Source organism: Leeia speluncae (genome assembly GCF_020564625.1).
Classification (GTDB): domain Bacteria; phylum Pseudomonadota; class Gammaproteobacteria; order Burkholderiales; family Leeiaceae; genus Leeia; species Leeia speluncae.
This window is the reverse complement of record NZ_JAJBZT010000012.1, coordinates 75342-100638: the sequence shown is the minus strand read 5'-3', so window position 1 is coordinate 100638 and position 25297 is coordinate 75342. Positions and strand designations below refer to the sequence as shown.

The 25297-nt window shown below is 41.2% G+C and carries 25 protein-coding genes and 1 pseudogene; 4 read left to right on the top strand and 22 right to left on the bottom strand.

Features of this window, described 5'->3' with window-relative positions; genetic code table 11:
* Positions 1-10 precede the first annotated feature (10 nt).
* Positions 11-1018, top strand: a complete 1008-nt coding sequence (araD1, locus tag LIN78_RS16520; RefSeq protein ID WP_227181983.1) for an AraD1 family protein — start codon at positions 11-13, stop codon at positions 1016-1018.
* A gap of 114 nt (positions 1019-1132) precedes the next feature.
* On the opposite strand, the gene LIN78_RS16515 is transcribed toward araD1, so the two are convergent.
* From LIN78_RS16515 to LIN78_RS16465, 11 genes and pseudogenes are all read right to left on the bottom strand, one after another.
* Entirely contained in the window at positions 1133-2173 is a 1041-nt protein-coding gene (locus tag LIN78_RS16515) for an IS481 family transposase (protein WP_227181982.1), read from the bottom strand.
* A gap of 102 nt (positions 2174-2275) precedes the next feature.
* Positions 2276-2481 (bottom strand): annotated as a pseudogene (locus tag LIN78_RS16510) (IS30 family transposase); the annotation flags it as partial.
* A gap of 435 nt (positions 2482-2916) precedes the next feature.
* Positions 2917-3360, bottom strand: coding sequence for a helix-turn-helix domain-containing protein (locus LIN78_RS16505; protein ID WP_227181981.1), 444 nt, complete (start codon positions 3358-3360; stop codon positions 2917-2919).
* Entirely contained in the window at positions 3335-4462 is a 1128-nt protein-coding gene (locus tag LIN78_RS16500; protein WP_227181980.1) for a HipA domain-containing protein, read from the bottom strand. Before LIN78_RS16500 ends, LIN78_RS16505 begins: the two co-directional genes overlap by 26 nt.
* 533 nt (positions 4463-4995) lie before the next feature.
* Positions 4996-5889, bottom strand: a complete 894-nt coding sequence (rarD, locus tag LIN78_RS16495; protein ID WP_227181979.1) for an EamA family transporter RarD — start codon at positions 5887-5889, stop codon at positions 4996-4998.
* A gap of 41 nt (positions 5890-5930) precedes the next feature.
* A complete protein-coding gene (locus LIN78_RS16490; protein WP_227181978.1) occupies positions 5931-6866 on the bottom strand; it encodes a LysR family transcriptional regulator in 936 nt (311 codons plus the stop codon).
* Positions 6863-7837 (bottom strand): quinone oxidoreductase family protein, encoded by a 975-nt coding sequence (locus tag LIN78_RS16485; RefSeq protein ID WP_227181977.1) that lies wholly within the window; start codon positions 7835-7837, stop codon positions 6863-6865. The genes LIN78_RS16490 and LIN78_RS16485 overlap by 4 nt, the downstream gene beginning before the upstream one ends.
* A gap of 331 nt (positions 7838-8168) precedes the next feature.
* The gene (locus LIN78_RS18445; RefSeq protein WP_373307787.1) at positions 8169-8432 is read right to left on the bottom strand and encodes an ATP-binding protein; all 264 of its coding nucleotides are present in this window, start codon (positions 8430-8432) and stop codon (positions 8169-8171) included.
* The gene (locus LIN78_RS16475; protein WP_227181976.1) at positions 8429-8572 is read right to left on the bottom strand and encodes a hypothetical protein; all 144 of its coding nucleotides are present in this window, start codon (positions 8570-8572) and stop codon (positions 8429-8431) included. The genes LIN78_RS18445 and LIN78_RS16475 overlap by 4 nt, the downstream gene beginning before the upstream one ends.
* Before the next feature lie 102 nt (positions 8573-8674).
* The gene (locus LIN78_RS16470) at positions 8675-8830 is read right to left on the bottom strand and encodes a histidine kinase dimerization/phospho-acceptor domain-containing protein (protein WP_227181975.1); all 156 of its coding nucleotides are present in this window, start codon (positions 8828-8830) and stop codon (positions 8675-8677) included.
* Positions 8831-9085: 255 nt separating this feature from the next.
* On the bottom strand, positions 9086-10024 hold the full coding sequence (locus tag LIN78_RS16465; RefSeq protein ID WP_227181974.1) for a LysR family transcriptional regulator: 939 nt from the start codon (positions 10022-10024) through the stop codon (positions 9086-9088).
* Between the two features lie 135 nt (positions 10025-10159).
* Between LIN78_RS16465 and LIN78_RS16460 the strand changes: the two genes are divergently transcribed.
* Together LIN78_RS16460 and LIN78_RS16455 are read left to right on the top strand one after the other, a co-directional pair.
* On the top strand, positions 10160-10912 hold the full coding sequence (locus LIN78_RS16460; protein ID WP_227181973.1) for an SDR family oxidoreductase: 753 nt from the start codon (positions 10160-10162) through the stop codon (positions 10910-10912).
* Positions 10913-10992: 80 nt separating this feature from the next.
* Positions 10993-11304, top strand: coding sequence for a glutathione S-transferase C-terminal domain-containing protein (locus tag LIN78_RS16455; RefSeq protein ID WP_227181972.1), 312 nt, complete (start codon positions 10993-10995; stop codon positions 11302-11304).
* A gap of 542 nt (positions 11305-11846) precedes the next feature.
* On the opposite strand, the gene LIN78_RS16450 is transcribed toward LIN78_RS16455, so the two are convergent.
* From LIN78_RS16450 to LIN78_RS16430, 5 genes are all read right to left on the bottom strand, one after another.
* On the bottom strand, positions 11847-12677 hold the full coding sequence (locus tag LIN78_RS16450) for an SMI1/KNR4 family protein (protein WP_227181971.1): 831 nt from the start codon (positions 12675-12677) through the stop codon (positions 11847-11849).
* Between the two features lie 113 nt (positions 12678-12790).
* Positions 12791-14089, bottom strand: coding sequence for a type II toxin-antitoxin system HipA family toxin (locus LIN78_RS16445; RefSeq protein ID WP_227181970.1), 1299 nt, complete (start codon positions 14087-14089; stop codon positions 12791-12793).
* The gene (locus LIN78_RS16440) at positions 14086-14367 is read right to left on the bottom strand and encodes a helix-turn-helix domain-containing protein (protein ID WP_227181969.1); all 282 of its coding nucleotides are present in this window, start codon (positions 14365-14367) and stop codon (positions 14086-14088) included. The genes LIN78_RS16445 and LIN78_RS16440 overlap by 4 nt, the downstream gene beginning before the upstream one ends.
* Before the next feature lie 111 nt (positions 14368-14478).
* Positions 14479-15369 carry a hypothetical protein gene (locus LIN78_RS16435; protein ID WP_227181968.1) on the bottom strand — a complete coding sequence of 297 codons (891 nt, stop codon included), beginning with the start codon at positions 15367-15369 and terminating at the stop codon, positions 14479-14481.
* A gap of 302 nt (positions 15370-15671) precedes the next feature.
* Positions 15672-15860: a hypothetical protein gene (locus tag LIN78_RS16430; protein WP_227181967.1), complete on the bottom strand. Its 189-nt coding sequence runs from the start codon at positions 15858-15860 to the stop codon at positions 15672-15674.
* 855 nt (positions 15861-16715) lie between these two features.
* On the opposite strand from LIN78_RS16430, the gene LIN78_RS16425 reads away from it, so the two are divergent.
* Positions 16716-18083, top strand: coding sequence for a tyrosine-type recombinase/integrase (locus LIN78_RS16425; protein ID WP_227181966.1), 1368 nt, complete (start codon positions 16716-16718; stop codon positions 18081-18083).
* A gap of 475 nt (positions 18084-18558) precedes the next feature.
* Here the strand turns inward: LIN78_RS16425 and LIN78_RS16420 are convergent, their stop codons facing one another.
* From LIN78_RS16420 to LIN78_RS16395, 6 genes are all read right to left on the bottom strand, one after another.
* A complete protein-coding gene (locus tag LIN78_RS16420) occupies positions 18559-19500 on the bottom strand; it encodes a replication initiator protein A (protein WP_227181965.1) in 942 nt (313 codons plus the stop codon).
* 24 nt (positions 19501-19524) lie between these two features.
* On the bottom strand, positions 19525-20433 hold the full coding sequence (locus tag LIN78_RS16415) for a ParB/RepB/Spo0J family partition protein (protein ID WP_227181964.1): 909 nt from the start codon (positions 20431-20433) through the stop codon (positions 19525-19527).
* Between the two features lie 17 nt (positions 20434-20450).
* The gene (locus LIN78_RS16410) at positions 20451-21281 is read right to left on the bottom strand and encodes a ParA family protein (RefSeq protein WP_227181963.1); all 831 of its coding nucleotides are present in this window, start codon (positions 21279-21281) and stop codon (positions 20451-20453) included.
* Positions 21282-22469: 1188 nt separating this feature from the next.
* Positions 22470-22814, bottom strand: a complete 345-nt coding sequence (locus tag LIN78_RS16405) for a hypothetical protein (protein ID WP_227181962.1) — start codon at positions 22812-22814, stop codon at positions 22470-22472.
* 1311 nt (positions 22815-24125) lie between these two features.
* Positions 24126-24443: an AzlD domain-containing protein gene (locus tag LIN78_RS16400; RefSeq protein ID WP_227181961.1), complete on the bottom strand. Its 318-nt coding sequence runs from the start codon at positions 24441-24443 to the stop codon at positions 24126-24128.
* Positions 24440-25138 carry an AzlC family ABC transporter permease gene (locus tag LIN78_RS16395; RefSeq protein WP_227181960.1) on the bottom strand — a complete coding sequence of 233 codons (699 nt, stop codon included), beginning with the start codon at positions 25136-25138 and terminating at the stop codon, positions 24440-24442. The genes LIN78_RS16400 and LIN78_RS16395 overlap by 4 nt, the downstream gene beginning before the upstream one ends.
* Between the last annotated feature and the right edge of the window lie 159 nt (positions 25139-25297).

Sequence of the window (25297 nt, the reverse complement as noted above, 5' to 3'; positions counted from 1 at the left end):
AGGTGATTAGATGCGACTAATTCAGTTTAAAGATAATGAGGGCTATCATCGGATTGCTGCAGCTTTAGATGGAGAAACCTCCCATAAGATAGTGAATGGGTACGAATCAGTACGCCTATTAGCGCTGACAGCACATCGAAAAAATATTCCTCTGATGGAGTTGGTCGCATCATCACTAAGCGATGAATGCGTTGATGTAGGTGATCTAATCTCTAAGGATCGGCTTCTTATACCTCTTGATCATCCAGAACCCTCACGTTGCCTAGTTTCAGGTACAGGCTTGACGCATTTAGGAAGTGCTAAAGCACGAAATAATATGCACGCGAAGTTAGAAAATGATGAGCAAATGACGGACTCAATGCGCATGTTCAAAATGGGTCTGGAAGGGGGGCGACCGCATCCAGACTCTATTGGTGTGCAACCTGAGTGGTTTTATAAAGGGGACGCAAGTTGTCTCGTCTTACCCGGTAAGGCACTTGAACAACCATGCTACGCCGACGATGGTGGAGAAGAGGTGGAAATTGCAGGAATGTATGTCATAGCAGACGACGGCACCCCTCTACGAATTGGTTTTACTTTGGGCAACGAGTTTTCAGACCATGTAATGGAGAAACAAAACTATTTATATCTAGCCCATTCGAAGCTACGCCAGTGTGCAATAGGACCCGAGCTTAGAATTGGAATGCTGCCACAGGATGTGCGAGGTACAGGGCGAATTATTCGTGACGGCAAGGTATTGTGGAGCGAAAACTTCCTGACAGGTGAGGAAAACATGTCCCATTCAATTGCTAATTTAGAACATCATCACTTCAAATATTCAGCGCACAAACGTCCTGGTGATATACACGTACACTTTTTCGGTGCTGCAGTACTAAGTGCATCTCAAGGCATCAAGACTCATGATGGAGATGTGTTTGAGATCGAATGCGATGTTTTCGGACACCCTTTGCGTAACAAGCTGTCAATAGACACTTCAGAGTCAATGAAAAATGAGCTCGTAGTCGTTGTACCGTTGTAGATTGAGGTAGCCTGAAAAAAACAGACACACCTGTTTGTTAAAATGGAACTAACAGGTGTGTACTAGCTCAGACTTGATCTGACAGTTACCAGTTTTGTGCTGGTGTCTGTCAGATTAGATTCGAGTCAGATTCTTTTCTGCCCAAATCCGTTTCCCATCCATCAATGTTTCAACTGGCGCTCTGCCGTTGCACATTTTCCCTTGATGGGTTCGTTCATTGTTATAGTAAGACAGCCATTCGTCCAGATCTTTTTGCAGTTCCTCCAGCGTTTGATACAACTTTTTCCGGAAGGTCACCTGATAAAACTCGTTCAGAATCGTCTTATGGAACCGCTCGCAGATGCCATTCGTTTGCGGTGACATCGCTTTGGTTTTTGTGTGGTCGATATCGATAATCGCCAGATAAAGCTGATAATCATGGTGTTCAACCTTGCCGCAATACTCTGTGCCACGGTCCGTTAAAATGCGAAGCACGGGCAACTGTTGCGACGCATAAAACGGTAGTACTTTGTCGTTTAGCAAGTCTGCTGCTGTGATGGGCGTTTTCGTGGTGTAGAGCTTACAGTGAGCAATTTTGCTGTACGTATCGACATAGGTTTGCTGATAGATACGACCGACACCTTTGAGGTTACCGACATAAAACGTGTCTTGCGAGCCAAGGTAGCCAGGATGCGCGGTTTCAATCTCACCACACGCTTCATCATCGTGTTTCTTACGCTCCAGCGCCGCAATCTGTTCATCCGTCAGTTGAATGCCATCGCTAGCCACCTTGGCTTCCAAGGCTTTCAGGCGCTTCTTAAAGTTCTCTAAGCCATGCCGCAACCAAATGGAGCGGACACCACTGCCAGAGACAAATATGCCTTGCTTACGCAGTTCATTACTGGTTCTGTGCTGACTATGCGCTGGAAATTCAATCGCATAATCTCTCACGGCCTGTTCAACCGCTGCTTCGACACGATTCTTGAGATTAGGACTTCTGCGACTTTTTTCGATCAGTGCATCTACCCCACCATCGTCCACTAGTTCGCGGTAACGATAAAACGTATCCCGAGATACGCCCATGACTTTGCAAGCCCTGGAGACGTTGCTCAGTTCTTCTGCCAGATTGAGTAAACCTGTCTTGTGTTTGATAATGGGATTGTTACTATAGAGCATGAGAGTTACCTTTTTGGTTTTGATTAAGGATTCGACACCCACAATCAAAACTGGTAACTCTCACCTCTGCAAGGCGATGTGTCAGATCAAGTCGAGACTAATTCAAATCATCTGTTGAGGTGTTTTAAATCCCAGTGTTTTCTCGGCCTGCTATTCAGTTCAAATGCAACTTCATCAAGTCGCTCCTGCGTATGTTGGGCCAAATATGTTTTTTTCGGGAAATATTGACGAATTAGTGAGTTCGTATTTTCATTCGTGCCTCTCTGCCATGGACTTTGTGCATCACAAAAGAAGACGGGTACTTCAGTGCACTGACTAAAATCCTGTCCTGTCCTGTCCTGACAATAGTAGACACACCATCTCTTAAGCGTGTTGCTGCTTTTTGCTGAATTCCAATGCGTAAACAGATGGCGCAACGAAACCCAGCCGTGAATGTTTTGTTACTGCCACTGATGCAATGGTGCGTGCCAGAACACCAGCTGCCGTAACAGATGCAGACAAAGATCATTTCATCAGATTGGTGCTTGCAGAATTCAAGATCCTGCATACGGTAAATGCGGTTCGCTTTGGTATCAGGCCTCTTGAGTTTGTCGCGTGGGAGGACAAACATGCAAAACACGATTGACTATCGCCTTTCCAATTGTGTTGATTCCATCAACGCTAAGGATTCATCTCCACATAAAGTCGATGCCCAAGCAGATCAATATCTTGGTGACCAATACTAATCACAGTATTCGCTCGACTTAGTCTGTGATGGGCTTTTTCTTGAACGACATTGTGATAGGTGCCTTCTGCTTAGTTTTTATCCTGTGCTGGATGGACATGGGTCCAATTGTCGCCGGCACTTGGCTTGCTGGATAGGCTTGTTTCAATAAGCCGATAATCGCCTCAATATCAACACTTTGTGTGGAGCTGGCTGTTTGGGGGAGGAGGGCGATGCGTAAATTGAACGGTTTGGCGATCGCTTCTAAGGTCTCTAGGGTTGGATTGCCCGCTCCTTGTTCAAGCTTTGCTAGCGCTCCTTTGCTAATCTGAATGAGGCGAGCAAACTCCTCTTGAGATAAGCCGAGCGCTTCGCGAATCATCTTCGCAGCAACCGATATGTCTGGCTGCTCTTTTAGTAAGCGGTCGGGGAGGCTTCTGCGAAGCGCCTGAAGTTCTTCAGGTGTTTTTTTGGCTGAGCGCATTAAGTGCCTCCAAAGCAGTATCAAATCTGTAGATCAAAGCTGTAAATGTTGGACTGTTTGCCAGATGGCAGAATTTTTCTTTGACCATGGCTAAGATGGGTCTCCATGCAACCAATTCAGCAGCTAATAGCTGGGCTGAGGGACCTAACAAGTTCGTAAAGAAGCCATTAGCATCGAATAGGTTTGGCCATTCTGCATGTTGTCCTATGGAAAAAGAACGCCATGTAGTGGAGCGAACGGGCGGATCTTCAGCAAGAAACATCGGGGAGAAATCAAACAGTGGTGCAAGTTCCAAACCATCTTCTGTTAGAAAGAAGGCTGTGTTTCGCCCATGGTTATCTTCTACACGTAAACAGTAGCTCAGAATATCTCGTTGTAAATACTCAACAAGGTCACCGCCAAAGCGTGTCTGATCGGCAAATTGCATCCAGGTTAAAATGATGTCTTCATGTCGTAATATTTGGCCTGGTACGGTAACTTCCATCAGGCTAAATACGCTTTCCATTGCTCGCCTACGATCTACTCCCGCAGTACTGATTACCTTATCAAAGCGAGGAATAAATAAGAGACCACCATCAGATAGTTCTGGTGATCCATATACATTTAGCTGAGCTAACTTAGCTAGTTGAAGCCAGTGATATTCATAGCGGAGTAGATTGGCATCATTGTCATTTCGGGGCAGTTTGACAAGATAAACGGCATTAGCTTCCTGGTCTGCAACGAGAGAGTCTGCATAATAAAGACCATCATCTTTTTGCGTCATCCATAGTTTCGCAGCTTGACCTTGAGTGCTGGTACCAGCAACTAGCGTCCCATGTAAGTGAGCGTATTCAATAAAATCAGCATTTCTGCGCTGGATAACATCTGTGCTCCATCCGTCCGCTTGTTGAGGTAGTTTTGAGCGTAACCATTCGTATGCTTGTGCGACACGTACATTACCCGCAGGGTTGCTCGCACCATGCAGAAGTACATTCACATCATTTGTTAGTCCATCAGGTAACCATCCCATGTCCTGTACGAGTAAGTCTCGACCGAAACCACTGGGCAAAATATCAAGTAAAAATGGGGCCCATTGATCATAGTTTCGATGTTCAAATGACACGGGAAAATGACATGAAAGGGCTGGGGAGCCTTTTTTTCCTAAATACTTGAGCGCAAAGTCGGGTAGATACTCAACCCGACAGTTTGATCGGAGCCCCAGATGAGGGTTTAGAATTTCAACAGTCGCTGCAGGCTGCCAGTGACCATCAACAAATTTTTCCAAACAGATGGGCATTTTATTGGTCACTATAATAATCCAAAATATGATTAATATCGACTTATTGGGTTATTATAGTGATCATAAACTGATAGGGCAATCTACTTTTCTTAGTCACTTGCTGCCTGACCTGTCCTGACAGTTGTAAATGAATATTTATGTGTACTAGCCCCTGAGTGTGACTATGTTGGACTGACGTGAAGGCGAGTTGTGCTCCTTGTGGCTTATACTTTTGCAAATCAGTCATTAATCGAAATGATATTCTAAGCAGCCATCATTTTTTCTTCAAAACACACACAGATAATCTATTCGTCGGTATGAAAAGCCCTCAGTCCCCCTTAAAAAGCCTATCAAGTGTTTGTATTTTTGAGCCTAGTTTAGCTGTGGTCCGCAATCGCTTTTTGCCTTACATGCTTAATTCCATCGATAACCAACAATCCGACGGCAGTCCAGATAGGCAAATACGTTAGCCATTCTTGTTGATGAATGTGTTCCCCTAATAGCAAAGCGACCAATACCATTAGTACGGGCTCGACATAACCCAGCAAACCAAACAAACTCAGGGAGAGTAAGCGGCTTGCCGTAAGATATGCCATAAAAGCTGCGGCACTGATTAGCGCTAGCAGTATTATCAGAAAAAATAGGTTTGGGTAGTTATGAAAGTCATGCATATAGTTACTTTGTGTCCCCCATATACTCCAGATTGCAAACGGCAAGGTAAATAGCATGTCAAACCATAGTCCTCCCAAATGGTTGGTTGCTAGTTTTTGTCGCAAAACGAAATAACAAGGGAAGCCGAAAGCGACTAGCAGCACTTCCCATGATAAGCCCCCCACCACATACAGTTGGTGTAGAACTCCAGCGGTTGCTGCAAGACTTGCCAATTTCTGCCAGATGCTTAGTTGCTCACGATACACAATCCTTCCTACCAACAGCATGGTTAACGGTAACAGAAAGTATCCTAAAGAAACTTGCAGCCCTCTACCATTGACCGGAGCCCACAGAAATAACCATTGCTGAATACCCAGCAGTGCACTACTGGCAATCAAGCCTAATAGTAAGGTTGGTCGTTGCCACACGCGTCCCATTAGATGGGTCACATGTTTCCATTCTTTGCCTATAACCATAAACAGGGTGATACAAGGCAGTGTTAATAACATCCGCCAACCAAAAATTTCGACACCGGTCAACGGCTGCAATAGCGTGGCATAGTAATAAAGCCCAGCAAACATGCACGAGGAAGCAACAGACAGTAGAACACCTTTAAACACAAAAAAACCCTCTGATAATGAATATGGTGAATAAAATGAGGTTAAATATCAGACTGTCTCCAAGGTGGACCATCTTGAAACTTGCGTTCTATCCATGACTTAAAGGCTTGCGAAGCAGCTGATGGATATTTTGCGGAAGGTCTTACCAGATAAATACTGCCTTGCATGTCTAGTTGCCAGTCAGGTAGGATTTGTATTAGTTTCCCTCCCTGCATATCACGACTCATCAACCACTCACCCGCAGCCAGTACCCCCAACCCTGCAAGCGCAGCCTCTAGCAAGGACTCACTGTCATTCGTTGTGAGCGAACCTGTGACAGAAACTTTTTCGGTCTCTATACCATTGGATAGGCGCCATTCTGGAAAAGTGGCAAACCCACTAAAACGCAGGCAATTATGTTTTAGCAAGTCTTGAGGTTTATCGGGAACTCCATAGTGTTCCAAGTACGCAGGTGAGGCGCACAGAATTCGTCGGTGCTCTCCAAGTCTTTTGGCAATCAACCGACTATCTTTTAATTCGCCAATCCGAATTGCTACATCAAAGCCTTCCGCAATTAGGTCTATAAATCGCTCACTGTAATCTATGACAATCGACAGTTGTGGATGCGCCTGCATAAACTCAGGTAGCATTGGAGCAAGCCATTGTCGACCCATTGCAGCAGGGAAGGCTAGTCGTAAAATACCTCTTACTTCAGCTGCGCCGGCCATTGCTTCCTGTTCCGCTTCTTGGATAGCCCCCATTGCCATCCGTAACCGCTGTACAAGTTGTAGTCCTGTATCCGTTAATCTAACCTGCCGTGTAGTCCGTTCAATTATCCTGACACCAAGACGTTTTTCTAGCGCGGCAATGCGCTTAGAAATCACCGTAGGATGCCGCTGCATAAATCGCCCTGCGGCAACAAATGAGCCCTCTGAAGCCACTGCAAGCAAGGCAGAAATTTCATCACTATGTTGGTTGTCAAGAATGTCATGGTTCATGGCAATAAAATTATACCTCCCGAAGTAAGTCCCGCTTCTAGGTCTCGATGTGCAGAAATAACATCTTCCAAGGCATAACGGCCTGCAATGTGCGGGGTAAGTATTCCTGCTGATACAGCATTCAGTACATCATTTGCACGAGTCTGATATTCCTCTACCGTAGTGGTATGAGCTGCAAGTGACGGGCGCGTCAGAAATAATGAGCCTTTTGAGTTGAGTATAGAAACTTCGACAGGAGCGGGAGAACCAGAAGAAGCGCCAAATGACACCATCACCCCTCGTGGTCGTAAAGCATCTAGTGATGCTTCAAAAGAGATACGTCCAATCGGGTCGTATACGACATCTGCCATTTGACCTTGCGTAATATGCGCTACCTGTTTTGATAACCGAGTCGGATCAAAAACCAGCACGGCATCACACCCTAAAGTTTCTGCTACTGATACGCTGGCAGATTTGGATACTACCCCAATAACAAATGCACCCAGATGCTTGGCCCACTGTGCCATTAATCGACCAACACCACCCGCTACACCATATAACAGCATGATCGTCCCAGGGCCAACCGGGTAAGTTGTTTTTAAAAGATACTGTGCTGTAATACCTTTGAATAAAACAGCTGCCGCATCATCAAAAGATAGCGTATCAGGTAGTTTGACTAAGCGTTCTGCTGGGAACCCTCGTTCACTAGCATAAGCACCTATAGGTCCTAATGCATATGCTACCCGGTCACCAACGGATAAGTTGCTAACCCCTTCTCCAAGATAGCTGACAACTCCCGCACCTTCCAATCCAAGGCCAGAAGGTAAGAGTAACCCGGCTAATCCTTTCCTCTGCATGACATCTAGGTAATTGATGCCGATGGAGGACTGCGTGAGCCATGCCTCTCCTTTTTCGGGGAGTTGCCTATCTATTGTTTCAACCCGCAAAACATCAGGATTACCAAATTGATTAAGCCGAACTACTGAGACCATGACCTTCTCCTATCGCAACTTGCGGAATGAATGGCTTTCTTGGACTCATTGTGTCGCCTGAAGAATATCTAAACAATATAGCTAAATTGCATTGCTTTGCTGCAAATTTTGCATGAATTTATTTATCGGATGAAGCTGAAAAGATTACTTAATCTTTTTGGTGACATTTTCAATGTAACTTTAGGAAAATTAGTAGTTTCAGAGTGGCTAAGAACTGAATGGAATCAGGTTTAATTTGTCGGATAGCATTTGCTATTAAAAAAATTTGGTTTCAATGTCAAATAAAGGCTGTACAGAGTGATTTAACTGAACTCATCAATCGATCTAATTCCTATTCCTGAATAGGCAGGGTTAAGGACACGATTATTCTTGTTTCATCTTCTGTATTCGCATACTTTAAGGCGATATCAGCACTGATACGTTTGGCAATCACCGCTACAATAGATAGTTCTAATCCAGAGCCTATCTGCTTTGAACCGAGTATCTGATAAAATGGGTCGAAGACTCGTTCTCTTTCATTCAAAGGGATGCTAGGTCCATTATCTATGATCTCGATAATGACACTATCTGCTAAGCAAAGGACAGAAAGATCTATTTTTCCCGCTTCAGGGGTATAGCGAATGGCGTTACAAGTTTTTTTATGAGGGTGAACAAATCAATTTCTCGTAGAAAAACCTGTGCATCTTCATTTCCTACAACGCCAATATCGATGCTCTTTTCAAGTGCTAATGGCATGAGGTTCTCTAATACAGATCGATATACTGCTTGTACAGAGATAGCGGATGAGGGTGCTGAACTTGCCGTAGATTGTACTTTTGCCAACAGTTAGTAACTGTTCTAGCAAACCTCATCCTGTCGTAGCGTGATTAGCCTTTCATGGGCGGTGGCAGACATTTCTGAACTTCCTAACCGCGCTGCCTGCAAAGATAGTGCCGTTAGTGGGGTTCGTAACTCATGTGCGGCATCTGCAATAAAACGGCGTTGGGCATCCATTGCTAGTGAGATTCCTTCGAGCAATCGATTAATTGCAATGACCAGTTCAAGGAAATAATAGGTACCTTATAGCTCAAGCTCATTTCTGTTTTGCTCCTGAATTCTAAGGTATTGCAACACTCTGCTAAGCGATGGAATGCTGACCATGCTCTTTGGTCATCTGAATGACAGCTTAGGCCGAAAATGAGTCCTTCCACATTTGTTTATCCAATGCAGGCAAAACCGCAGATGCTGGTATTCGCAAGAAAAAATTGACTACCTCACACTTTGTAGAAAATCTTTTTCATACCGTATTGGTAAAGGAATATTTCCGTTCAATGCTTGAATCTTTGAAAAAACATTTGTCATAAAATCCATAAAAGCGATCGCTCGAGTGGGCAAGAGTCGGTTTGCTACATATACAAATTGAACTGGTACAGGTGGAGCAGTATAGTCCATCAAAATGTACTGCAATCGCCCACTATTAAGTCCTTCATCAAATAACCACGCTGGCCCATGTGCAATCCCTAATCCAGCAGCAACCGCGGCACTTGCAGCATCGGGAGAGTTAACTTTGAGTCGACCAGAAACAGGAATCTCCTTGCCCTGAATGCGCCAAGTAGAACCCGAAGACAGCAGCGTGTATATGATGCAGTCATGGTCACGAAGATCTTCTGGCGTCAGTGGTGCTCCACGTCTGGCTAGGTATTCCTTGCTAGCCACAAACACTCGATCATACCATCCTAGGCGTTTAGTATGTAATGAACTATCCTCTAGATATCCTATTCGAATCGCAATTTCAATCCCTTCATTGACCAAGTCCACTAACCGATCGTTGAGTTGTAGATCCAGTGTCAATTTGGGATAAGTATCTAGAAAATATGGGATGTTAGGTAACACAAATGCATGAGCAAATGCAGTTGGACATGCGACCCGTAAGAGGCCTGATGGCTCAACTCTATCCCTGAAGGATGACTCGGATTCATCTACAGCATCTAAAATTCGCCGGATAGCTGCATAGTAGCGTTCTCCCTCAGGAGTTAAAGAAATCTTTCGGGTGGATCGGTGGAGTAACCGCGTTTGCAAATGCTCCTCCAGCGCAGCAACATTTCTACTTACATTCGGCTGCCCCATACCCAAATCACGTCCTGCGGCGGAAAAACTCCCTGTCTCGACAGATCGAGCAAAGCACGTCATGAGTAAAAACCGGTCCATAAATTCCTTTTGCCTCATATAATTCATGCAAATTAAGCATGAATTATATGTTAAATATTAGTCTACTGAGTTTTTTTGCATAAGTGCATCATACCGCTTGTCGACCAATTTGGTCCTCATACTCAGGAGAAACAAATGTCACGCTTACAAGGTAAACGTACTTTAATTACAGGTGGAACTAGTGGAATCGGGCTAGAAACAGCAAAGCAGTTTCTAGCAGAAGGGGCTCGCGTCATTGTTACAGGCGTTAATCCCGAATCGATTGAAAAAGCAAAAACTGAATTAGGCTCGGAAGTTCTAGTGCTCAGTGCTGACTCCGCTAGTGTTGCAGCACAAAAGGAGTTGGCAGAAACAATCACGAACCACTACGGACAACTAGACGTAGCCTTTCTCAATGCAGGCGTATCTGTCTGGCAACCTATAGAAGAATGGACTGAAGAGATGTTTGATAGGTCTTTTAACATCAATGTCAAAGGCCCTTACTTCCTGCTTCAAGCATTACTACCTGTCTTTGCAAATCCGGCATCTGTTGTACTCACTACCTCTGTCAGTGCGCATAGCGGTGCAGATCGTTCTTCCGTATATGCCGCTACTAAGGCAGCATTCCTAAATATGTCGAAGACACTTTCAACTGAACTCATGGGACGTGGTATTCGTATCAATGCAGTTAGCCCTGGACCGGTCGATACACCTCTGTATGACAAACTTGGGATTCCAGAAGCATACCGAGAACATGTCAATAATGAGATTGTGGCAAGCATCCCGATGGGGCGCTTTGGTACTTCCGATGAAGTGGCTAAGGCTGTCCTGTACCTTGCCTCTGACGAGTCGCGTTGGACTGTCGGTTCTGAAATCGTGCTAGATGGTGGCCGCCTACTGAATGGTTGAGCTATGAGTTATTTTTGGTAACGGGCGACAGTGTGCGAATACATTCTGTGCACTGTTTCCTTACCTAAAACATTTGATTAGTGATCGCAGATGCTAAACGAGTCGCATTTCGGAAATGTCTAGGCAATTTGGAGTCAGCCTTAGTTTCTGGTCCATTTTTTTCCGGTGCAACGTTTGGAATGGTTGACGCCGTTTATGCCCCGCTCTTCAGATACTTTAGAATCATTGATGAGCTAATTACTCATCAGGTCTTTGATGGATTCCCGCGAACTTTTGCATGGCATCTAGCACTCGCCGCGCACCCTAGCGTGAAAAATGCTGTAAATGAAGATTATGCTGCTAGATTCAAAGCACACCTACAACAAAAACAAGTACTCATCCCTGCAAACTAACCTGAGTATTAATATAAATCCAATCTTGATGATTGGCTGATAGCACCTGACAGCCTCAAGACATAATTTCAAGTCCATAAATTGACATCCAACTCTTAAGAGGCTTAGTAAATGCAACGAGCAACTAACAAAAGTAATCCTTTAAGTATTAAATTGTTTATCAACCTAGGGTTTAGCAAAGATGAAGCCCGCATTCTGATAAATTCAGAAATCCGAAAAAGAAAGATGATGTTATCCAGAGATGCTCTACAGAGGAGGTCAGTGGCTAGTTAACCTATCCTGACAATAGTAGACACACCTTCTTTTGAGCGTGCAGCTGCTTTTTGCTTAATTCAAGCTTAAATAAGACCGCACTTCGTAACACAATCGTGAATCTCTTTGTTGCTGGATAGAAACGCTGCCTATGTACTCTTGGCTTGATTCTTCAAATTTTATACAAATTTAAGAAACTGGTGTGTCTATAGTTTTCAGGATTCCTAGTTGCCGCAAGAGTGGGGGGGCAAGAAATGAAACTAGAAGACCCTTAAGTCAAACGAATAAAGCTACAGACTAAGTCTTCTCATAATAAATCCAACTGACTGCGCTGCAATTAAGAACTTATCGGCAGCAATATCTGAGGTGAGCTTCACCAGCACGTTCACGTCTGGAAATTCGGGATAGCGGAGAGCCTCTCCCTGCAAGAGATTATTGAGTTCTGAAAATCGGGGATCATCTGATCGTACAAAGCTGCGAGGGACTCTGTTAGGCGAAATGCCGGCTATATGGGGCCAAAAATAGGTCGGATAGCCTAGGTCATCAATGCCTTGGCCTTCTTTTGCTTTTGAAGCGAAGAGCTGGTTCAGCCTCGTCTTAGCCTCATTGATGTCAATGTCACTAGATATTCCGATAAGTCCTACAAACTCTTCTTTATCAGGAACAAGCTCCGATAAAAAGTTGGAGAAACTTTGCGCGACCAGTCGATCTTCCATTGTCTCCAGATCAATGTAGGTAACGCACGGCTCCTCATTCTGGCGGTAGTCGAAGCAGATATGCCAATTGCCGTCGCCATCGAATGGAATGAGTTTGTGAAAATCTTTTGGTCTCCATATGTCTGGGTACGTGGCTTCATACCAACGATTTTCCCCGCCAATATGCGGTATATGTGGTCCGATCCCCCAGATCTCCCTGCTAGGGGACTCTGGATGATACCAACGCGTGCTGCCGCCATTTTGTTGGCGTAGTATATCCAGATAACTCTCTGGGAGCTTTACATGCAGCCGCATTTCTAACTCAGAGATGGCTGCATCACATAAGTTCGGTTGGAGAGACGGTAAATACACCGGAACACTCCAAATGAAACGATCAACTGGATGACTACTAACTGGTGCTGGCATTTATATCCCTCTGGAGTCTTCTATGCCTATCGTAAGAACAAGCATCAGCGCTTACCTGACGAAAAGAATGGGCTGAAATTGACCATAATAGTGTTAACAGTTTTTATTGCTATTTAATCTGGCAACGGCTCATCTAGAATCCGTATATATTTTTCTAGTTCATCTGCTGGCATTCCTTGATCTAACATCGAGTCACGCCATTTATTACGAATCAGTGCCTCAGTATCAGCAATGTATGCTTCCGCCTCATTAGCCTCATAGCCATAATGGTTTACGGCAGCAACTACGAGATCACGCCTACAGGCTGTGGATACTAGTCGGCTATGTTTCCCAGCTTTGCCGCGCTCAAACAGGAAAGGCATGGTTAAGCCAGGTGTTGTCGTTGCTGTACGCTGGCAAACAATGTCAAACGCTGGTGCTAATGTCCACTGATGTGGTGACATCGAATGACAACGGAGACCATGGTTATATGGATGATCATCGGTATTTCTCACTAATGCATTAAATACAATTCGTCGCCAAAGTTCTCTTAATTGTGTGAGTAAATGAGTTTGTGATCCTGTCCACCGGAGCATGCAATCGGCAAAATTCACATAACTCTTTATATACATCCTTGGCGTAAATCCTTTTGTTGCATATAGCCGGCTGTCTTCGGGTCTCTCTGGATATCTGTCTAAATTAATTACTGAGCCTGCTGAAAGATACCCGTGACGGGCAAACCCATCATGGACATATTCACGATCAAATCGAGTAACAAATAAGCCATAGCGATTAGGTGATACCTCTCTTACATGGGCATCACACGCCAATATATCGCACTGTTTTGCCATTGCCAGCATAGCGGCTTCCACATGCGGCAGATAAATATCATCCCCGCGTTCTGGAAACTTTACGATATATTGTGTTTTACCCTCGATTAGCGTCAACTTTGGTTTTGCCCCCCCCAGACTCGTGCCTGCATGTACCGCATTTGCTACTCGACTTCGATAGCGGAGAACAGAAGGATCATCATCTTGCGGTAAATCTTGCAAAATCTGTAAAAAGGTATCTACGGTAATCAGATCAAAGCGATCATCAGTTAATGGACCTAATACTAAATTGCCAGCACCATCAGCGGGGCCCAATATCAATGCTTCTAGTTTATTTAATGGGCGCTCGTGTTTTCTTTCCAATAACATATGTCCCCAGTCATCGGGGCCACTATCAAGAAAGATTGGAAAAATGGCCTCTTTTCCTGGTAACTTTGTAACTGCTCTTTTGATTGGTAAATCTACTGAAATAGCTGGAAGACTTTGTTGCTGGTAGATTGCGTCGTATCGAAATCGTGCTTGAACATTATCTTGCTCGAAAACGCCCGATAACGTCGGCTGAACATTCCCAGGCAACCAAACATGAACTTCAGCACTATTCATGTAAGAGACTCCCCATCTACAATTGCTGCATCTTCAATAAATGTTCCAGGAACTTCTAATAGCCAAATGGCACGTGCGTAGTGGCCAATCTGAGCCGTTTCTTTGCCGTGTTCAACGGCAATGTATGTGGTTTTGGAAATCCCAAGTGCATCCGCAACGTCTTTTTGAGATAGTTTTTTCTGCTTACGGCAAGCTGCAATACGTTGACCTAATTGCTCTAATGCAAAAAGTGCAGCAATCGGCAATGGACTCAAATTTAGGTGATTGACTTTTGGCATAAAGTCTACTCTATTGAACTATTTTCACCATTATGGACCAATAGAATGGACATTTCAATATAGACGATTTTCAAGTTATCAGAAAAATCTGTACACGCTAAAAAGGTGTGTTCATTTATTTCTGACGACTTCGATATTCTTACGTGGAAGTTTCAAATACAAGCCAAGCTCAGGTAGAACCATTTCCTCTGATCGTCTCTTATCTGTTCGAACCTTCCTATGTTCACTAGTGTTAGTACGAGGAAGTTTGATCCTAACTTGCTCACCATTTTCAGGCTTTACGATAAGGACAGGTAATTCAGCCCGGATGTGAAAACGATCCCGCATCTTCCCCCATGTAAGAATAGGCTCACTCACCTTGTAATTCATGACCATACGGGGAGGGCAGGGAATCACTCGGCAAAATGAAGCATTTGGTTGAAGTTTGCAAATTTCTTCGAATCGACTGGTGGAGAATCCAGCATCGTTTAACATAATTCTAACTTGGTCACTGCTATATGTTTTCGTCTTAACCTCTTTGTTGACTAGCGAGAATCCAGCATAGTCCAATTCGTGGTCAATAATTGGTATTTGACGCATTGTTTGCAGTAAATGAACCCTAGCTAAACCAACTGACCTAAGTTCGGCTGCAAGACGTTGCTGCCGTCCTGGAAGGCCTAAAAGTTTGCCCGTTTCATTTTTAATCTCAGCCTTCCAATATGCAGATAAAGCTTCAGCAAAAGCGAGCTTTCTTAGATTAACCTCTTTTGCCTGAAGGATTAAATAGCTAGGTAAGATGCAATACCCATGCCAACTTCTAATGCTATCAGCAGACTGTCCATCAATGTAAGTTAGGGCTTTGTATGCTAGGAGTATTCTACTGACGCTTTGGAGCTCGGTATTCAAAGGTAAAATTTTAAAATCTATACTAGCTCTCTGCTCATATTCCAACACAAGTTGTTCTAATTTAGAGACAGCAGACTCAACCTGTAAAAATGCAAGTTTAAGTGCTTCGATTGGCATGATTGTTAACCTAAAATTAATACAACCCCATAATTACATATCTTGTCTAGAGTCGCACGAAGAAACGTAAGCTTAAACTTAAAAAGTAGCATCACTAAAAGTCTACAGGCTTCATGTGGAAAGAAAAAAAATGCAGTCGCATTTCTCTTGCATAGTCCGAGCTCAATATGAGCAAGCAAAGATAACAGTAGTTGAAGCGCCTTTAGTTTCAAACCAAAAGTAAAAAAGGTTGAGTTCCACAACTGCCGGCACTCAACCCCAGGCCACAAAACAAAGATTTGTTTCTGTTTGTTCAACAACTGCTATTTATAATAATTATTCTGTTCAAAATTTTGTCTATCTACGGCTTTATCTACAGAGTTGCCCTCATCTTCCCAATCATCAGAATCTCCATTCAGAAAACTTAGCCCGAATAAGCCGAGGCCCAAGTAAATAAAGAGCTCACCTCTGGCGATACCAAATAATCCTGCAACCCAATCAAAGAACCACATATTTATCCTCACTTTCATAGTTTATACCGATGATGGCTTGTTTAAAGACAGCGCAGTCTCAGTGCGCATTACCAATATAGAACGAACGTTCTTAATTGCAATAGCTGCAAATTAAAATAGTTAGTTCAGGTAATCTTTGACTTTGAAAGTAATAATTAATACAACCCCTTAGTTTCTTTATGTAAAAAAGGTTAAGCACTAACACCGTCAGAGAAAACATAAGCAACTCTTTGCAGACTAAAGAAAAGTAACCAGGCATCCATTATGTGTAGAAGGTCATTAGTGCTTCTCTACTATGCTTATCAACTTATCAAGGGGTTGTATTAATATTTCTGAACTTATATGGTGTTTAATCGAGCGAATACGTTTATTTGATTGAATAAGAATGCTTGATGATAAGCATCATTTACTTATCAATTTTCCAGCTTTTTCACAACTGCTAAGGATTGGTAGTTGAGATGATGCTAAACCTGATAACAAAATATTTTTAGTAAATTGTCTGCAACGTGAAGTTACAAAACAGATATACCAATAAATTTGGTTCGAAATTTAATGGATTACCCGTTGGTAGTAGCTCCGCTAACTTTTAGTTGGTTGGTTGATTGGTTTATGGCTTCGTATCACTTGGAATAAATTTCTCAGATTTTTGCAGGAAATTTACTTATTTAAATGAGTGATTAGTACAGTAATCACTCATTTATCTCTGTAGATAATGTAGAATATTGCAGGTTGCCAATTTTGCTGTGTATAAAGAATCACTACTAATGGTTCACCTTTAGATTTGATTCAATTCATTTATTTACAAATAAATAGTGCAAAACTAATAATAATTTTCTCTTTTGAAGATCTCATGAAATGCATGACTTAACTCACACTTTTTCAAATGGCAGTAGCTCGGATGTAGTACTTCCTGATCATCTGTCTGGTAAGTATGGAAGCATGCGAATTAATGATCCATTAGTAGCAGAATATTATCCAGATGATGCAACTATTGTTTTCGAATTCCTAGCATCTCTTACGTCACCTCATACTAAAAGATCTTATGTCAAAGAAATTATACGGTTCTGGAAATATTGCTTAAAAGCTTTGCAGTTGCCATTGTCTTCGATAACGCCTGATGAAATTAAGTCATATATTGATTTTCTGAATAATCCTGATCCTAGTATTTTTGGTTTTACCTATGAGGAAATCGAGAAGCTCCCACATAGGCCACCTGCAGGTTGTCATCCACTGTCTGACTCTTGGTGGCCATTCAGAAATGGGGTCTTAAGAAAGAAAAGTTCTTCATTACTTGATGAGAGCACATCTGAGAACTTTTCTCATTATCAAGGCTTGAGTAGAAGTTCTGTTGCACTAACTATAAATATTTTGTCATCACTTTTCTCTTACATGGTTCAAAAGCAATATTTGAGATTAAACCCAGTTCAAAAAGGTGTACTAAAGCTTTATAAATCAAAATTTGGAACAGAAACGACAACCAGATATTTAGATAGTGAACTTATCAAGCTCATTTTTGAAATATTAGATCAACGACCTACTCTAAGCGTTGACGATAAAAAGAAATGGGCAAGAGACCGTTTAGTGTTTTATTTTTACTACTTCACAGGAATAAGAAGAACAGAAGGTACTAGTAAAGCGGCTCTAAAAGATCCTGTATCTTCAGCATTACAGGAGTCGGTATCAGCATCTTATCCAACCATGGGAGACTTTCATTTTGAGTATGATGTGTCTACTGGAGTTGAACGTTGCTATCTCAAGATTCTTGGTAAAGGGTCTAAGACTAGGATCATTCCAATTGCTGATAAGCTACTGGATGTCATCAAAGAGTACAGACTTTCAAAAAATCTAGTCCCGAGACCAGAGCCAACAGAAACATATCCAATTATTATGAAGTTGAACTCTTATGATGAAATTAATGGTGAAACAGTTTCGCGTATCTTAAAAGATATTTTTTTAAGTGTTGCTGCTGAAATAAAAGATCGACTAGTACGTTTTAATTTAAGTGAGGATGAACGTATTTTATTGAAGGATTGGATTCTAAAACTAGAATCTGCTTCTCCACACTGGTTAAGACACTCACGTGGCTCTGCTCTTCACTCCTCCCCTTCTGTGTCACTAAAAGTGTTAGCAGACTTTCTTGGACATGCAAATATCGCAACAACCAATATTTATTTGCATGAAGAAAAAGCTAAGTCTTTTGATGCTATAAATGACGCATCTTAAATTTCTGTTAATTTAAAGTTAAATTGTTAATACGCGCGCGCGTGTTACATTTCGTGAGAGCTAGTCTTTAAGCGGTATACAGGGCATTTTGGTTCTTAAAAACACGAATTGGCAGTTCCTAGATTCACGAACTTTGGTTCTTGGATTCACGAAGTAAAGTTCCTACTCTCACGAAGAGGGTTCCTAGATTCACGAAACTAGTTTTCATATATTTTTGCATACAAATTAAGCAAATTTATATCTTTATTCACGCCCAGGTGCTTTTTTTCATCAGTTTGAACATCAACTGGGATTAGATAGTTCAAAAAAAATGTATTTTGAAGTGAATGTTTGAATGAAATTTCTTAAATTTGATAAAAATTTAAGCTAGTTCAGCTTAAAGGTTCCTAGAATCACGAATGAAGTATCTTTAAAAAAAGACTGCAAACCCCTGTTTTTCTTATGTTTTTTATATTAAGCGTCTTTAAATTTTAGTTTAAGTCTCAATTTCAATATTAATTTTGGCTTTTTTAGCTCTTGTTAGGGAGTTTTTCTCGTAAAACTCGACAATATCCCCTTCCAACAGCGTATATCCATAATCTGGAATCGTCCCTGTTTCTTGTAGTTCTTTAAGTTGGAACTTGAACTTTTTCAGTTCACTTTTGCTACCTGTTTTTTGCCATAGTTTGTCTAGTGCTATTCTAAATGTACCTTGCCGCCCCACATGCTTTCTTGCAATTTCATACAGCCTACGTTCTAGCGGCTTGCTCAATCTAAAGTAATCTTCGCTAAGCGTTAGCACTTCATGATTATTAATTGCATTCCAATACCATTCACTTAATACGACTTCTATTTGTACCATTCTTCCTGTATCGGATGTGACTACGGTGCTGGAGTCAATTAAACCAAACGTCTGATTAATCTGCTTTCCACCTGTTGCAATGTTAGTTCTAATGGTTGTACCGCGTAAGCGGGTGAGCGCTTCGTTCATACTCTTATAACCATTTTTACTGGTATCACGGTTTGTGGCGACTAAAAACTCGTGTGCAGTGAAGCGTACTGTTCGACTGACTGGTTTTTTATGGTTGATTGCATCGGTCATCTGACTAGCGATAAAAAGTAAAACATCTTTATCAAACATGGTCGCTCGACCAAATGCAGATGGTGCAATTTCAATACTTCTTGATCCATCCACACTTGTCCATTTAAATATTTCCAAATCTTTCTTCAAGGAAAGGCTGAACAATGGGGCATCCATTGATGCCATATCGCCCTTGAATGAAACGTCAACCAGATTAGCAACAAAGAAATCTGGCTGATGTTTGAGGGGAATTAACTCCCCTTGCTTTGTATGAGTTGACTTTCGTTTGGTAGCACTCTTTTCTAGCGAAGATATTTTTTCCAAAAGTGCAGATTTGCTAGTTTTCTCATCATCCATGTTTTTACGATCTGTAGTAACTTACTACACTGATTGACTTGGCTCTAAAAGATCAGAGATATACAGCTGCAAAGCTTCTTTCTGGTCTTCTGTTAGATACTTGGATTTTAATTTAATTGTAATGCCATGTGGGGTGGCTTGGTAGCTACCCACTTTTCGCCCTTGTCTAGTGAAATCACGAAGCAACATTTGTTTAGCAGAACTATCATCACTCTTTGTTGTTTCGATTTGTTGAGCGATCCAGACAGATAACTTTGTTTGATCGATCTCATTCTTGATCAATTTTTTCCAACCCTCTTTTAGAATTGGATTAATAATATGTTCCTCTGTTTTTTCAAGAAGTGATTTAATCTTTGCCGCTGCAGCACGGGAGAGTAAACCTGGATACTCTTTTAGTTCTTCTTTGATGAAATCAGGCAAGTCATCAAAGGCAAAATATTTATACATATCTTCACGGTTAATGCCCACTGCTTCTGCTAATCGTGTTTTGTTTTCAAAACTTGACTCGATGGCACGAAGTGCAATACCGATCTCAAAATCTGTTAAATCTGAGCGATCAATGTTTTCTGCTAATGCTTGCATTGCCATTTCGGCATCACTCGCTGGCACAATCAAAGCTTCGATAGTATTTTTTCCTAAATGCTTATGAGCAAGAAGTCGTCTTTCCCCTGCAATTAGCTCATATCGGTCCCCTACTCTGCGCACAGAGATTGGCTGCATTAATCCAAGCTCTTTGATCGAGTTTGCCAGGCTTTCAATTTCCTCTTGAGGAAATATGATACGAGGTTGGTATGGGTTTTTATCAATTAGATTTACTGGTAATTTTGTATACTCTTTTCCTGCATCAAAGTACGTTTCTTGATGCGCACCAATGTGCCGGTTGGTATTCTCTTGTAGCTTTGCTTCTAGCAATTTTGATAAATCACGTGCCATTTTTTATTTACCTCTACTTAATCTGCTGACTCATGATCAATTGGTTTAATCTTTAATTCATTGACTATGTATTGGGCGAGATCTTTAAATTCTCGAGAGATCTTTGCAGATCGATCTACCGCATGCAGACTCATGTTTGCGATAGCTGCTTGGTTCACTTTTGTACTTGTTGGGATCTTGATCGGAATTAGCTTTCCTATTTGCTCTCTAGCAGCACGTTCCATAATTTTACAAACGTTTTGTCTTTCATCATGCTTAACTAGTAGAGCGCCTAGAAGTTCCAATTTTGGATTAATCCGTTTTAGTTTTTCTACATGATGGGTTAAGTCATGAACACCATACAAGCCGTACTGACTGCCGGATTCAATGGGAATCATGTAGTGGGTTGACGCTGCAAGCGCATTACTAGTCAATAAGCGCAGTGATGGCGGACAATCAATCAAGATGATGTCATAGATACCGTTTAGCGGATCTAATTTCTGGCGTAACTCCTCTGATGGCCTTGGGGATAGATCTTTTAATTCATCCTCAGCCTTTCCTAAAGTCAAAGAACCATAAATGAGATCTACACCCTCTATATTGGTATCGGAATGAATCGCTTGTGGTAATGCCGGATTATCTTTCAATAGAATATCCACACATGTTACTGCTACTTCGCTGGGGTGCTTTTTTCCAATGTGCAAAGACGCATTTGCTTGGGGATCTAGATCGATGACCAGTACGGAAAATTTTAAGCGCGCAAATTCTGCCGCTAAATTAACAACAGTAGTTGTCTTACCACAACCACCTTTGTGATTTGCAACGGAGATCCATGTTGTGTGCCCTATTGGGGCTGCTGAATTTGCCATGATTAATCTCTTAATTTGTGTGTTTGATATGTTGTAAATTGTGTCTGATACAGTTGTTGACTATCTTATGCGTTCCTTGTGTGGTTGTCTATAAATTATGCGTTTAGCCTTGTTTTATATAGATAATTTCTAATCATTAATCTTGTTTTTAGATCAATCGACTCATGATCTACTTAATGTATGGGCTTTTATACTATTTTATTTGTCTTTACCGTGATCGATATGATTTTATAGACTGTGTTCATTCTTGCCATTAGTGCTACAACGCTGTGTGTTATAGGTGGAGATTTTTGATACGTAAGTAGGTTCGTATTTTGAATTAATGCCCTCCCCTACTCTAGTGCTATTTATATGGTGTCACTCCCAAAGAGTTTATTATTTCAAAGTGTAGTAACTTACTACACATGTCTTTATGTAGTCTCTCGGCTTTAAGATGGCTAATTAAGAAGAGTCTTGTGGAGGACGAATCTTTGGATAATGAATAATATGGGATAAGTATCTGACAGGATTCAAGTAGGCGCTTTTTTCAAGCCTGTTACGTAAGTCTCGGCATTATCGCCCTGCCCTATCCAGGCATTGATGCATGGATAGGATATTCAATGCATTAAAATATATGGGTGTAGTAAGTTGCTACACTACTACGGCATCGTAGCGATTTGTCTTATAAATGCATATTATTTCAAAGTGTAGCAACTTACTACACTACCCTCTTGGCTCATCAGATTGGTTTTCAAGGATGATGTGAGTTACTGTATTTGATTGTGGGAAAAGTGTAGTAAGTTACTACACTCTACGGTTTTGTTGATCTAACGTGATTTTTCCCATGTATGATAAATAAACGGTTTCTTATTCAAGGTGTAGTAAGTTGCTACACAATCTTTTGTCTCTCCCCTTTCGTATCACAGTAATTTCTATGGCCGAATCGAAATAAGAAACTGAGTATCAATAAGTTACCCCTCGCGAAGAGTTAGATGCACATGTTTTTCAACTTAATAGTCTGATCAGAGTCGCTGTCTCGTTTTAAGGTGTAGTAACTTGCTACACCTTCTATATCGAGATCTCAACTCGATAGACCTGAAAATTTCGTTCTACATTACGGCATTTAAATATATAGCTGCTTCCATCTTGTGACTCTTCAACAGTAGATAAATTGAATAGTTTTTATGGATTATTTTGTCACAATGTACTTTATTCAATGTAATCTTGAAATTCGGCTTTTATCATATAGAAAATTGCTACAGGTGATTGAATGCCATTAGCAATTAGTGACGTAACGAATGCACAGACATCTCGATAACATTTTTTGTCAGTTAGCAGTATGTCTTTGTCTTTGTCGTCGGCGAATTTGTCATGTGCTGTTACGCGAACGTTGTCTTCGATTATTGCAAAATAAAGACTCTCGACCAACCACGCGCGTTCTTCTATAAGGTAAAAGAACCGGTTATAAGATCCAGATTCTGCATCAGGATTAATGTTAACTTCAAATTCAGTGCTATTGGTGGTTAGATCAAGTGTTGGTTTAGAAGTCATCATAGAGCTGTCTCATTGCATATTTAATTCAATAATTAAACCAAATTGCAAGACTTTAGGAGATGAGTTATTAGGGCTTAAACTGCACAGATCTGCCAAAATGAACTTTTCCAGCAGAAATTTGATATTTATTACTAATTAATTTGTCCAAAACAGGGCTAGCTAATAACTTCTATACTAAAAGAAGAGAAGGGGAGAAGGGGAGTGATGTTAGAGGGCTTATCTGACAGTTGTCATATAAAAATGTAGATCACCTAGAATCGTTCATTTCTCATTTTGATAGTGTGTGTATCTTGATCAAAGACTGGCGAAATTTTTTTTGAAACATTGCACCAACATTGTGATTAATCGCTCGATGAAGTTTACATATGATGATTTTTCATAAATGCATTCTCAGTTGATTCTCATTGAAAACTAATATCGAGATCAACATTGGATTCTTACATCAAGCAGAGAAAAGTGTAACTTATAAACTCCTGCAAATTAGGCATCATTATATTTTAATAAATTCACCGTGATCCGATATTCAAGCTAAAAGTGGGGCTAGCTTCTTCATGTAGATTCATACATGAACCAACGGCCATAGAATTTCTGTGAATACCCATTTACTACAATCTACACAAGTATGTGTCGAGTATTAATGATCAACAGGGATGCCTATTGGCTTGTATTGGTCTATTTTTGAAATCTGCATTGATTGATGTGGATAGACAAACTTCTTGTATTTTTTTGGGGATCCCCAATCATACTTGTATGTGGAGAGGGACGGATACACTATATTTTGATCTGTTCCCCGCCCTGATTGGCTTTATTGACTTATTAACCAGGATATTTGATTTTCGATTGGAAAAAAATATAAATGATAATCCCCATTACTAGGGAATGTTTACATTCGTGATGTCCTCTTCATACTGATTAATTTCTTTGATCAGTGCGCTACGGATTAGTCGTCTTTTACTTTAAGCGCGACTGTGCACCTAGCTCATCACTGTCAATTTTTGGAAATTTGAATGTGAGGTGAATACGCTAAGAGAGCTACTTAAGGATCAGAAACTAGCTGTAGAGGCTATTTAATATTATTAGGTAAGAATTGACATTGATACTAGAAATGCCTGGAGCGTTTTGAACTACATATGGCAAAATCAAAGGGGGATTATGCACCATCATTCTTGGCTTCTTGTGTCAGTTGTCTTGCTTAATATAAGCAGTATAGCAAGGAGACCTTGTCATAATTTACTCTACAACTTAGTCTTCAGTGTTCCGTTGCGGTAAGTCAGACTAGAACGTCGTTTATAATCGATACATTCTTGAAAATTATGCATTAAACGCGAGTAAGCAAATTAGCCCAATAACAAATGGAACCCAATTTTTTTTAAAAACAAACACACTTCCCATCGCAATGAATGCTGCTAGTGTTTCTCCACTAAGTAATACTAGTTTTCCTTGTGGCATGAATAATTCTGGACCAATGATACTTGCAAGTGCTGCTGAAGGTGCGTAGCTAAGATATTTTTTCATTTCATCAGGCAAGGACAATCGCTTACCCGCCACGATAAAGCTCCCTCTTAGAATAAAAGTTACTAGGCCAACAATTAAAAAACTAGACCATAAATATATAGAGTTGTTATTCATGATGTTTTCTTTTGAAGCCGTTCTAAGAGTGCGCCAGTGAAGATACCTGCCAAGATTGCGACAAAAAAGCCGGTTCTCATAGGTAGATTGATGAACAAACACGCAGTTAATCCACTCACTAGACAAACAATCAATGATTTTAATTGCCTAAATGCAGGGGCGAGTAATACGCTAAGTACTATAGTCGCCATAAACTCGAAATGATATTTTTCAGGGATTTGATCGGCAAATAGCACGCCTGCTGTTGTACCTGCCAGCCAAGTAACCACATTCAGAAGTGATGGTCCTAAGTAGACACCATATCGTTTTGCCTTATCTTTCTCAGATAAAATTGTATTGCTATAAATTGCAATCACGCCATCTATAAGAATATATGAAGCAAAAAGCCGCATTTTTTTGCTACTGTTTTCAAATGCTGGTGCTATTAAGGCACTAAACAAGAGGAAACGTATGCTAAAAGCGCATGCGGCAAGAGCGATAAGCCATTGAGATGTTCCCGCCATGATTAAGGTAATTGTGCCAAGCTGAGCCGTTCCGCTATATACAATAACTGTCATGCCAACACATTCCCAAAAGCTTAATCCAACAGATTTTAAAACACTACCAGCTGCAATGGCCCAGGGAAGTTGACCAATAGTGATTGGCAGATACTGTTTTGCAGACTCCACGAAGGATTGCCTGAATGCGGTTGACATTAGAACTTTCTTTGATTTGGAATTTAGTTAGCCATCGTACACTTACTGGATGTTTTAAATTATTATTTAAAATAATATAAATGTAAAATTATTTTTGAAGGAAATATTTTTGATTATTTATTGTAGGGGGGGGTGGAGTCTGCGTTACATGCTTCTCTT

Excerpts from the sequence above, each read along its gene's own strand:
- araD1 (WP_227181983.1), top strand. The coding sequence starts at position 11 with ATGCGACTAATTCAGTTTAAAGATAATGAGGGCTATCATCGGATTGCT.
- LIN78_RS16515 (WP_227181982.1), bottom strand. The coding sequence starts at position 2,173 with ATGCTCTATAGTAACAATCCCATTATCAAACACAAGACAGGTTTACTC.
- LIN78_RS16505 (WP_227181981.1), bottom strand. The coding sequence starts at position 3,360 with ATGCGCTCAGCCAAAAAAACACCTGAAGAACTTCAGGCGCTTCGCAGA.
- LIN78_RS16490 (WP_227181978.1), bottom strand. The coding sequence starts at position 6,866 with ATGAACCATGACATTCTTGACAACCAACATAGTGATGAAATTTCTGCC.
- LIN78_RS16485 (WP_227181977.1), bottom strand. The coding sequence starts at position 7,837 with ATGGTCTCAGTAGTTCGGCTTAATCAATTTGGTAATCCTGATGTTTTG.
- LIN78_RS16475 (WP_227181976.1), bottom strand. The coding sequence starts at position 8,572 with ATGCCATTAGCACTTGAAAAGAGCATCGATATTGGCGTTGTAGGAAAT.
- LIN78_RS16470 (WP_227181975.1), bottom strand. The coding sequence starts at position 8,830 with ATGGATGCCCAACGCCGTTTTATTGCAGATGCCGCACATGAGTTACGA.
- LIN78_RS16465 (WP_227181974.1), bottom strand. The coding sequence starts at position 10,024 with ATGGACCGGTTTTTACTCATGACGTGCTTTGCTCGATCTGTCGAGACA.
- LIN78_RS16460 (WP_227181973.1), top strand. The coding sequence starts at position 10,160 with ATGTCACGCTTACAAGGTAAACGTACTTTAATTACAGGTGGAACTAGT.
- LIN78_RS16450 (WP_227181971.1), bottom strand. The coding sequence starts at position 12,677 with ATGCCAGCACCAGTTAGTAGTCATCCAGTTGATCGTTTCATTTGGAGT.
- LIN78_RS16445 (WP_227181970.1), bottom strand. The coding sequence starts at position 14,089 with ATGAATAGTGCTGAAGTTCATGTTTGGTTGCCTGGGAATGTTCAGCCG.
- LIN78_RS16440 (WP_227181969.1), bottom strand. The coding sequence starts at position 14,367 with ATGCCAAAAGTCAATCACCTAAATTTGAGTCCATTGCCGATTGCTGCA.
- LIN78_RS16435 (WP_227181968.1), bottom strand. The coding sequence starts at position 15,369 with ATGCCAATCGAAGCACTTAAACTTGCATTTTTACAGGTTGAGTCTGCT.
- LIN78_RS16430 (WP_227181967.1), bottom strand. The coding sequence starts at position 15,860 with ATGTGGTTCTTTGATTGGGTTGCAGGATTATTTGGTATCGCCAGAGGT.
- LIN78_RS16425 (WP_227181966.1), top strand. The coding sequence starts at position 16,716 with ATGCATGACTTAACTCACACTTTTTCAAATGGCAGTAGCTCGGATGTA.
- LIN78_RS16420 (WP_227181965.1), bottom strand. The coding sequence starts at position 19,500 with ATGGATGATGAGAAAACTAGCAAATCTGCACTTTTGGAAAAAATATCT.
- LIN78_RS16415 (WP_227181964.1), bottom strand. The coding sequence starts at position 20,433 with ATGGCACGTGATTTATCAAAATTGCTAGAAGCAAAGCTACAAGAGAAT.
- LIN78_RS16410 (WP_227181963.1), bottom strand. The coding sequence starts at position 21,281 with ATGGCAAATTCAGCAGCCCCAATAGGGCACACAACATGGATCTCCGTT.
- LIN78_RS16405 (WP_227181962.1), bottom strand. The coding sequence starts at position 22,814 with ATGATGACTTCTAAACCAACACTTGATCTAACCACCAATAGCACTGAA.
- LIN78_RS16400 (WP_227181961.1), bottom strand. The coding sequence starts at position 24,443 with ATGAATAACAACTCTATATATTTATGGTCTAGTTTTTTAATTGTTGGC.
- LIN78_RS16395 (WP_227181960.1), bottom strand. The coding sequence starts at position 25,138 with ATGTCAACCGCATTCAGGCAATCCTTCGTGGAGTCTGCAAAACAGTAT.